The 8,373-nt window shown below is 62.4% G+C and carries 9 protein-coding genes and 3 pseudogenes; 5 read left to right on the top strand and 7 right to left on the bottom strand.

Features of this window, described 5'->3' with window-relative positions:
• A partial coding sequence (locus MKK53_RS05935) for a MucR family transcriptional regulator (RefSeq protein WP_243927767.1) occupies positions 1–203 on the top strand: 203 nt, incomplete at its 5' end.
• A 40-nt stretch (positions 204–243) separates the two neighbouring features.
• On the opposite strand, the gene MKK53_RS05930 is transcribed toward MKK53_RS05935, so the two are convergent.
• Positions 244–495, bottom strand: a complete 252-nt coding sequence (locus MKK53_RS05930) for a DUF6894 family protein (protein WP_243927766.1) — start codon at positions 493–495, stop codon at positions 244–246.
• On the opposite strand from MKK53_RS05930, the gene MKK53_RS25680 reads away from it, so the two are divergent.
• Complete coding sequence (locus MKK53_RS25680) at positions 494–916, top strand: helix-turn-helix domain-containing protein (RefSeq protein WP_409564279.1); 423 nt, start codon at positions 494–496, stop codon at positions 914–916. The genes MKK53_RS05930 and MKK53_RS25680 overlap by 2 nt on opposite strands.
• A 51-nt stretch (positions 917–967) precedes the next feature.
• Here MKK53_RS25680 and MKK53_RS25675 read toward each other — a convergent pair whose 3' ends face one another.
• Positions 968–1,237: a hypothetical protein gene (locus MKK53_RS25675; RefSeq protein WP_409564278.1), complete on the bottom strand. Its 270-nt coding sequence runs from the start codon at positions 1,235–1,237 to the stop codon at positions 968–970.
• A 1,082-nt stretch (positions 1,238–2,319) separates the two neighbouring features.
• Positions 2,320–2,838, bottom strand: coding sequence for a MucR family transcriptional regulator (locus MKK53_RS05920; RefSeq protein ID WP_243927765.1), 519 nt, complete (start codon positions 2,836–2,838; stop codon positions 2,320–2,322).
• A gap of 900 nt (positions 2,839–3,738) precedes the next feature.
• Between MKK53_RS05920 and MKK53_RS05915 the strand changes: the two genes are divergently transcribed.
• The 3 genes and pseudogenes from MKK53_RS05915 to MKK53_RS05905 all read left to right on the top strand — a co-directional run.
• Positions 3,739–3,948 carry a hypothetical protein gene (locus tag MKK53_RS05915; protein ID WP_243927764.1) on the top strand — a complete coding sequence of 70 codons (210 nt, stop codon included), beginning with the start codon at positions 3,739–3,741 and terminating at the stop codon, positions 3,946–3,948.
• 252 nt (positions 3,949–4,200) lie between these two features.
• Entirely contained in the window at positions 4,201–4,533 is a 333-nt protein-coding gene (locus MKK53_RS05910; RefSeq protein WP_243927763.1) for a hypothetical protein, read from the top strand.
• Positions 4,534–4,761: 228 nt separating this feature from the next.
• Positions 4,762–5,015: pseudogene (locus MKK53_RS05905) on the top strand (hypothetical protein); the annotation flags it as partial.
• A 190-nt stretch (positions 5,016–5,205) separates the two neighbouring features.
• On the opposite strand, the gene MKK53_RS05900 reads toward MKK53_RS05905, so the two are convergent.
• The 4 genes and pseudogenes from MKK53_RS05900 to MKK53_RS05885 form a co-directional block, all read right to left on the bottom strand.
• Positions 5,206–5,556 carry a hypothetical protein gene (locus tag MKK53_RS05900; RefSeq protein ID WP_243927762.1) on the bottom strand — a complete coding sequence of 117 codons (351 nt, stop codon included), beginning with the start codon at positions 5,554–5,556 and terminating at the stop codon, positions 5,206–5,208.
• A 799-nt stretch (positions 5,557–6,355) separates the two neighbouring features.
• Complete coding sequence (gene istB, locus MKK53_RS05895) at positions 6,356–7,090, bottom strand: IS21-like element helper ATPase IstB (RefSeq protein WP_409564277.1); 735 nt, start codon at positions 7,088–7,090, stop codon at positions 6,356–6,358.
• Positions 7,087–8,039 (bottom strand): annotated as a pseudogene (locus MKK53_RS05890) (Mu transposase domain-containing protein); the annotation flags it as partial. The gene istB and the pseudogene MKK53_RS05890, both read right to left, overlap by 4 nt.
• 212 nt (positions 8,040–8,251) lie before the next feature.
• Positions 8,252–8,373, bottom strand: a pseudogene (locus tag MKK53_RS05885) (IS630 family transposase); the annotation flags it as partial.

The following is an 8,373-nucleotide window of genomic DNA, read 5'->3' as shown; positions in this document are numbered from 1 at the left end:
GCTTCCTCGACGGTAAGCCGTACAAGACGCTGAAGCGGCATTTGAGGTCGCACGGTCTTGATCCAGCCGCGTACCGCGAGCGCTACGGCCTGCCACTGGACTATCCCATGGTTGCCTCGAACTACTCAGCTCAGCGGAGTGAGTTATCGAGCAGGAGGCAGATCATGGCACAAGGTTCGTCAGCGGATCAGGTTGCGGAGTAGGTACACCGCCGGGCGGCCTCAACATCGAGGCTCGCCCGTCTCAGCGGGGCATCTGATCCGCGCTCCACTCGCCGACGAGCGATAGCGCCACCCGGTAGATTACCGCGCCGGTCCCATCGCGGACGAAGGCACAGAAGGTCCGTTTATCACCGTCCGGCAACTTGTCGCGAGCGATGTCGGGCAACGCTGCTTGCGCAGCATCTCGGGCGGCTCCCGCATCGGGGAGGTCATAGCCTTCGTCGTCGTGCACGAAGGTGTCGCCGTCCGAGGTGTCAATGAAGTAGCGCGGCATGGGTGGGTCCCGATGTGTCTTCTCGACTCGCACAACCGAGGCACCGGGATGTCGTTCACTCGCATTCTATTTGACGGACCTTAGGCTACCGAAACATGATCGGGCAGGTGTGGGTCATGCCGGTCTGGGAGTTCGTGAAGGGCGGCAAGGGGCGGTAGCGGGTCGAGGCGAGGCTATGGATCCGGTGCGGACGACGGAGCCACTGACCCCTTTGGCCTACAGGCCAAGGGATGCGGCGGCGATGCCCGGTGTCGGCCGCTCAACGGTCTACCAACTGATAGCAGACGGGCATCTGCCAGCCCGCAAGCTCTGGGCCACGACAGTCATCCGGCACTGCGACTTGGCAGCCCTCCTCGACGCGGCGCCGCTTTCAGCCGCGACGGAAGCGGCTCGGCAAGCAGGGGGTGGGGGAGCGAAGTAGGATGGTTGGTCGCCGGGAAGCCTCATCATTGAGGCTCGCCCGGCTCGCCGGTTAGCGGTGGCAGAAGCCCCGCGGGCTGCGGATCAGGCCGGGCGGGCATCCGCGTGGTGCCCCTGAGATTGCCCGCCGAATAGCGCCTCGCGGGCCGCGGTTAAGCCGGCAGCCACCATAGGGTCCGCGATGCTCCCCGAAGCCGCAGCCGCCACGATCCAATGTGATTGATGCTTCGCCGCTCGACAGCGGTGCCACCGGCAGCGCCTGGGCTGCTCCGCTCATCAGCAGCACGGTGGAAGTGACGGCAATCATGATGGGCATTTTCATCGGGACGGTTCCTCCCTACGCACCTTACTTATCCGCTAGGGCAGCCAAGCAGTCGGATGACCAAGAAGGCCCCCGTCAGAAACAGGGTCGATGAGAGCAGCACGGCGGTGCTCTCCCGGTGATCGAGAATGACGGTGCGGGATAGTGCGAGCATGATGGCCGCCGGGTCGCGTGTGATCCGATCAGCATCAGGCGCAAAGCTTGACCGACTTGGGGCAGTCGCGGTTGTCCACATCACCTGGAGGGGCGCCGTCGCGATCTTGCAACAGGGGTGGAGGGCCAAGCCTATGCCGGAGGACGGTCGCCAGCACTCGGAAGACGCGGCCCCCGTTCGGGTCGAAGTCGTGCCCCGGCGCGGCCTCAGCCGACAAGTAGCGGCTCGCTACGTCGGGATCAGCATCACCAAGTTCGATGAACTCGTAGGAGATGGGCAGATACCCCGTCCGCTCAGGATCGGCTCCCGCACCATCTGGGACCTGCGCAAACTGGATGCCGCCTTCGACCTCTTGAGCGACCCTGAGGAGGAAGGGAATAGCTTCGCGGATTGGAGTTAGCCCCAGAAGGTCGCGCCTCAGCGAGTCCTTGAGAAGTAAGGCATCTTCGCACCTCCCGAGTTCCAAACCTGTCTGCTAGAGCGACCCCTCCCCGCACGGGTGCCCGAGGCATTCGCGACAATGCACGGCTCGCAGCGGGTGAGCGCGCGATGACAGGCAATACTAGAGCCAGTTCCTCCCGTCCTGCCCGTGATGCCTTGGTCAGGCTGTTGCGTGAGGGTCGGCGGCGCGGGGGAATTGAACACCGCAAGCGCCGGCCCACGGCCCAACGACGGCTCTACGATGCCTGACAGGTCTGGTAATGCGACCCACTGCCGCCGTATCGTCAAGTTTTCTACAGCTTCGGGAGGCGTCAACAGAGAGGCGAACTAACTCAACTTGATGGCCCCAGACGCGCCGGTCACACGTGAACGAGGCGAACACGGCGGCCGGCGTGCTCGCAAGTGGGAGCCAGGGAAGCTCAACTACCGCGATAGCTGAGAGTATGGGGATCGCCTGAGTGAACGGGCAGCCCCCCCCTGCTTGAATTCAGTCTCCGGCGGCTTCTTTAGCCTTGCGCGGGCGCCCGGCACGCTTCGGCTTCTCGGGGACAGTCTCAGCAGGCTCGACGGCCTCCAACGCTGCCTTCTTGCGCTGCTGTCCTAGGCCGAGGTTGCGAGCGAGTTCCGAGCGCTGAGCCGAGTAGTTGGCCGCTGTCGATGGGTAATCCCGCGGCAGGCCGAAGCGCTCTTGGTACTGCTCAACCGTCATGCCATTGCGGCTGAGATGCCGCTTCAACGTCTTGTACGGCTTACCGTCCACGAAGGAGATCAGCGCGTCGGGCGTGATACTTCTGCGGATCTGGGCGGGAGTGAGCTTCTCAACCGCCGGCGCTTCGGGGATGCTACACTTCCCAAGACTGGCGAGGGCGGCATGAATGCCCGCGAGCAACTCCGGTATGTCACTAGGCCGGATGGAATTTTTCGCGACGTAGGCCGAGACGATGTCGGCTGTCAGTTCGATGAAATCGATGGCCTGAGCCTCGATGATCTCTGCGTTTTCGTCCACGGTGCACCTAGTTTAGATCAAAGCGGAACAGTCTATTGTCGCGCTGAAAAACGCAATAAAATATTTTGAAAGAATTATTTGATTGTAGGCACCGCTAATAGAATGCCGAGCCGCGACCTTGAGACGTTCACCGCCCTGATCGCCGATATCGTCGTTTCGACCTTCAAGCGTGATCGGGACGAAGCCCCTTTTCACCCTACCATGCGTGTCACCCCGTGTCCGTCTTGGCGCGCAGCCTTCTGCTCGTCATACCAAAAACTTCCAGCGATACGCTCGCCATGACCTGCAACCGCGGTCTCGATGATGTAGCGAGTGGAATGGGTCTCGGCGGTTCGCGTATCGAGGCGGTCGGTCAAAACAACGACGCGTAGACGATGCAGGCGGCGCGATAACAGATACCCCCTAAAATCGCCCAGGGCAGCTCAGGGCGGCATTCTATGGAATATGGGTGCGGAGGGGGTAGATTTTTTGCTTTTATCGTCGTCTTGGCCCGAATTTGGCGATCTGCGGGGAGCAGGTGGTCTACTTATGTCTCGGTGACTAAGCTAGCCGCTTACTCCCCGGCGGTCATCTTTGTCTGGGATAGGCACAGCACGCCATGCACCGCACAGTGGCCCGTCCCTGCGCTACCGACTGCCGCTAGTTCGCCAGGGCGTCGGCGGCTTCTAGGTCACTGGCCGGGTCGCCTATGCCGCGATCCGTGAGGGTCCGTGTGGGGGCGGTGACGGAACGGGCGGCCTCGACGTGAGTGAGGCGGCGTTCAAGGTCGATCAGCTTAGCCACCTCAAGTGGAGCGCCGAAGGATACCCGCATCGGCGTGAGTTGTAAGCGCGTCAGTGGAGACCTGCTGACGGACCCTGATCAAGATTGCGGCGTTACTTCGGTTCATGGAGGCCGCCGATGCCCAACGATCTCACAACGGCAAAACCGGGCCACACCGAGGACTTAGCAGTTACGGAGTATGACGCTGAGCGTCGTATCAGATTGGCTGCAAAGGACGTTTCAGACACGGGAACTGTGCTTCCGACGAATGACGAAGTGCCGGAAGTCGGACTGTCCCAGAAAGGCGACGGCGAGGACGCAGTTGTGAAACGTGAGACCGAGATATGAGGGGGTAAGACATGACCGATCAACCGACCGATACGCAGGCTGAGCGTATGCCTAGCGGCAAGCCGAAAAGCTAAGGGCTGGCCAACACGCCGCAGGATACGGCCACCGGCACGGTAAAACCTCAGGATGGTCCAATGGAGCGCCCGGGCACAAAAGCCGAACAAGAGGCTCAGCATGAGGGGAAGTGATAAGTAGCTGGCCCAGTCTGTGCTCCTCCACCCCGGGGGATCCATATATGACTTGGTGTACAGCATGACCGGTGACATCGTGCCCAGAACGCGGGATTGGCAAGTATCGCTTCTTGCATCCGAGGGCGAAGGCGCGCCGACATTGCAGGTCGCGGGAGACGTTGAACTCGGCAACACCAACGAAGTCCCGCGCTTGGTCCAGTCCGAGCCGCCAAGCCTCGATCCGGCGGTACTCGTTCTAAACGTCGAGGTCGTGATTGCCGGGCCGAGCGAGCTGGTGATGCACTGGGCAGCCACAGAAGCCCGGCAGCCAATTTCAGGATCGCCACCCAAATCCGTGCGCATCCTCTGGATGGGCGTGGAAATCGCGGTTCTCCCCATTTCATCGAGCCGCTGACGTTCTCCGGTCACGACAATGTGGAGGAGGGTGTCGGCAGCGGCTTCGATGGCGGCGGTGGGCATCGCAACGCCTCGAGGACGTGACCGCTGCCCCGAAGGGTTGCAAAAAGATCGCCACGTGCAGGCCCGTGTGTTGAGGGTCCCGAACACCGCATATCGGAAGGGGTGTGCAATCCACAGCGATGCTCAACTGCTACGCTTTCCGACCAGTCACCGCCCTGCTGCCATGCCGATCCGGCGCGAGCATCGCTTCTTCTACCCCATCGACTGGCCGCAGCTTTCGGCGGTGATCCGCTTCCGTCGCGCTGGCGGGCGCTGTGAGACTTGCGGGCGCCCGCACGGGGAAACGTCTGGCATCTCGGGGACGGCCGCTGGTGGGACGCGCAGGTCGGTTCCTGGCGCGATGATGAAGGGAGGATCGTCTGCCTCGCGGTCGGGGTAGATAACGTGCTGCGATCAGTGCGGACGACGCGGGTGGTTTACTAAACGTTGAATAGCTAAAACGCGCTGATATCAATATTTATAGTCTCAGATCGCGTCAGTCGCGCGCCGTTGAACGAGAAGACGTTCGCAAATATTATCTGCCGGATGAGCAATGCATGTTAATTACGACTTGTCCATGACGGTAATCGCTCTTAGTATGATTTTTCCGATGCAGATATGCTGTGAATCATCCGGTAGAAGCAGTTTCACGAAGATGTTGCACGGCATAACTGATGTTAAATTCTTTCGAAGAGAGCTCGCTGATCGTGAACGGGCACGTCTTCGGCTGACCCCATTGGATCTGTCCTTCAGATGCTTCAAGTTCAGGCGTCTCCGCGTCATTCACGGCAAGCCACCACAGGCCGTCAATCTTTAGGTTCCCAAGTTCGCCTGATCTCTCAACGATTAAGCGTTGAAGCCGTGTGGCTTCGTCCCGCCATTGCATACCCTGAGCGTCTTTCGAGATCAGCGCTGCCTTCATCAAACTGGAAAGGAAGCCTCGCACCAATGACGCGGGTGTCGCTACGTCGTCGCTCATTACCCCGAACCTTCAGCTGCGGACGCTGACAGCGGGCGCATGGTCTCCTTGCAAGGGTGAGGCCACGAATCTGGCGTTGCTGATGACGGAGTGCCGCCAGTGTGGTGTATTAGATGGGTAGAAGCGAGGTTTGCGGCCACCGAGCAACGGCAGAGCGGTCCCGCTCAAAATTGCTCTACTTCACAGAAATTCGCGCCCCGCTCGGCCGTCATGCCATTCCCTCGCCTGGCGTTGGCTCTGCGGCAGCCGCTCCTACCTCTGGCGACGCCCACCTTTTGGTGGAACAGCATGATCCCGATCAATCAGTTGCCCTAGCAAGCTGAGAAGCTCCTCATGCTGAGGACCACGAGGCGCTTCGAGCAGGAACGATCCCACCTCGATGCGAGATACCGCACCGCCAGATGGGGCGTTCGCTTCATGCAAGACGAACACATCCGTCGATCGCTCGCCGCGACAGAGCAACCAACGATCCCCATTTGGGCTCGTGTAGATCGGCAGCCGGATGCTCAGCATCGTCAGAACCTCACGGCGGCACTTCGCCGTCAACGTTCATACGCCCAGAAAGCGCGCGCCGCTCTCACTCGACCGCGCCAGCCATAGGCAAGGCGACGAGCGATTGCTACCGGCTGCCTATGGTCAATCAGTGTCAAACAGCGTTGAACTTTGACCCTGGATCGGCGTCGAACTTTGACCCCTCTGGCGTGTGTGCCTCGACGCCCCTGATCAGACCGGCGTAGCGGGTCGGGGTAGCGCAGCCGGGCTGATCAGGGGTCCATCAGGCGTGCCGAGTGTGCGGGCCTCAGGCGCGGTTCTTGAAGCGCCAGCTCTCGTTGCCGGTCTCGACAATCTCGCAATGATGGGTGAGGCGGTCGAGCAGCGCCGTGGTCATCTTGGCGTCGCCGGCGAACACGCTTGGCCATTCCCCGAAGGCGAGGTTCGTGGTGACCACGATCAAGGTGGTTTCGTAGAGACGGCTGATCAGGTGGAACAGCAACTGCCCACCCGACTGTGCGAACGGAAGGTATCCGAGTTCGTCCAGCACCGCGAGGTCGAGCCGGGCGAGATGGTCCGCGATGCGGCCCTGTCGGCCGGCACGCGCCTCGGCTTCGAGCCGATTGACGAGGTCGACCACGTTGTTGAACCGAGCGCGTGCCCCGTCCCGGATGCAGGCCCGAGCGATCGCGATGGCGCGGTGGGTCTTGCCCGTGCCGGTGCCGCCAACCAGCACGACGTTGCGCTGATGAGCCAGGAACTCACCGCCGGCGAGGTCGCGCACGAGGATCTCGTTGATCGCCGTGCCATCGAAGGCGAACTCGGCGATGTCCTTGGCCAGGGGCAGCTTGGCGATCGTCATCTGGTAGCGGATTGAGCGTGCCTGCTTCTCGCTGATCTCGGCTTGGAGCAGGTCGCCGACGATCTGCTGAGGCTCATGCGTGCGCTTCACGGCGACCTTGATGATCTCGTCGTAGGCAGCCTTCATCCCGAGCAACTTCAGCTCGCCCATGGTGGCGAGGATCTGCTGACGTTCCATCATGGGGCTCTCCTCAGGCTATCGTAGCGGGCGCAGTCGGCGACGGGCTCGTGGCGCAGCCGCAGACCCTCGGGCGTCAGGAGGGTGACGGGTGCGATCGGCTCGCGCTGGCGAACCAGGATGTTGAGGATGACGTCGGCCGAGTGCACGCCCTCGCGCAGCGCCTCGGCACAGGCGGCCTCCACCGCGGGCAGGCCATCGCCGAGCACGGCGGTCAGGATCTCGACCATCTGCCGGTCACCGTCGGAAGAGCCGGCGAGCTTGCGTCGGACGCGGTCGAGGGCTGCAGGCATGACCCAGTCCTTGAACGGTGCGCCGTTGCGCAGCGCGCCGGGCTTGCGGGCGAGCACGGGGACGTAGTGCCAGGGATCGAACACCGTCTGGTTGCGGCCGAAGACACGGGCGTGCTCGGCGACGATGCGGCGGTCCTGGCGGATCTCGACGCGCTCGGCATAGGCTTGAACCTCGACTAGACGGCCGATGGCTGAGGCGGCCACCGAGTAGCGGTTGTTGTCAAAGCGTACGAGGCAGGTCGAGGAAACGCTGGCCGGCACGGCGTGGAAGCCGTCGAAGCGGCCGGCGTAGGGCACCAGCGCCGCCCGCTCGGCCTCGAACCGCTCCCAGACGGTGCGCTCCCGCTCCTCGGGATGAGGATGGGCTTTGGCGAAGGCAATCACCCCGTCGAGCAGCAGGGCGTTCAGTTCGTCGTAGCTCCTCACCCGGATGCGTGGCGTGAACAGGCGCTCGCGCACCAGCCCGACCTGGTTCTCGACCTGACCCTTCTCCCACCCTGATGAGGGCGTGCAGGCCACCGGCTCGACAGGTAGTGCGAGCACATCTGCAGGGAGCGGCGGCTGTAGGCGCGCTCGCGCCCGACGAAGATCGTCTCCACCGCGGTCTTCATGTTGTCGTAGATCCCGCGCTGGCAGGTGCCGCAGAAGAAGGCGAATGAAGAACTCGCGCCGAATGCGCGCAATCGTGTCCACGCCCTTCATCCCCCACCACCCGTCCGGTCGTCCCGAAGGGCAGTCTGCGAGAGCAAGCTTCAGGGGGTCAGAATTGGACGCCGATCCCCCACCGCATGGGGTCAACGTTGCACGCCGAAACACACACGGCTGCAACGAAGGGTGGACCGTGTGCCGCGGCCACTAGAGCGTTTTCGGTTTAATCTAGGTCATAGCCTGCCGCAGCGAAGAAGTTGGCGCTTTCGTCTGGGGTGACAGTGTCGATGAGCTGTCCGATGGCCGACCATAGCCCTTCGACGGTGCGCTCGGCGGCTTTGCGCA

This window comes from Methylobacterium sp. J-076 (assembly GCF_022829405.1).
In the GTDB taxonomy this organism is placed as follows: domain Bacteria; phylum Pseudomonadota; class Alphaproteobacteria; order Rhizobiales; family Beijerinckiaceae; genus Methylobacterium.
Note: the sequence above shows the minus strand (reverse complement) of the source record. Positions and strands in the feature narration are given on the sequence as shown.

What these genes read in the sequence shown, in the direction of transcription:
- MKK53_RS25680 (WP_409564279.1), top strand. Translation starts at nt 494, where the DNA reads ATGGGTGGGTCCCGATGTGTCTTCTCGACTCGCACAACCGAGGCACCG.
- MKK53_RS05930 (WP_243927766.1), bottom strand. Translation starts at nt 495, where the DNA reads ATGCCGCGCTACTTCATTGACACCTCGGACGGCGACACCTTCGTGCAC.
- MKK53_RS25675 (WP_409564278.1), bottom strand. Translation starts at nt 1,237, where the DNA reads ATGAAAATGCCCATCATGATTGCCGTCACTTCCACCGTGCTGCTGATG.
- MKK53_RS05915 (WP_243927764.1), top strand. Translation starts at nt 3,739, where the DNA reads ATGCCCAACGATCTCACAACGGCAAAACCGGGCCACACCGAGGACTTA.
- MKK53_RS05910 (WP_243927763.1), top strand. Translation starts at nt 4,201, where the DNA reads ATGACCGGTGACATCGTGCCCAGAACGCGGGATTGGCAAGTATCGCTT.
- MKK53_RS05900 (WP_243927762.1), bottom strand. Translation starts at nt 5,556, where the DNA reads ATGAGCGACGACGTAGCGACACCCGCGTCATTGGTGCGAGGCTTCCTT.
- istB (WP_409564277.1), bottom strand. Translation starts at nt 7,090, where the DNA reads ATGATGGAACGTCAGCAGATCCTCGCCACCATGGGCGAGCTGAAGTTG.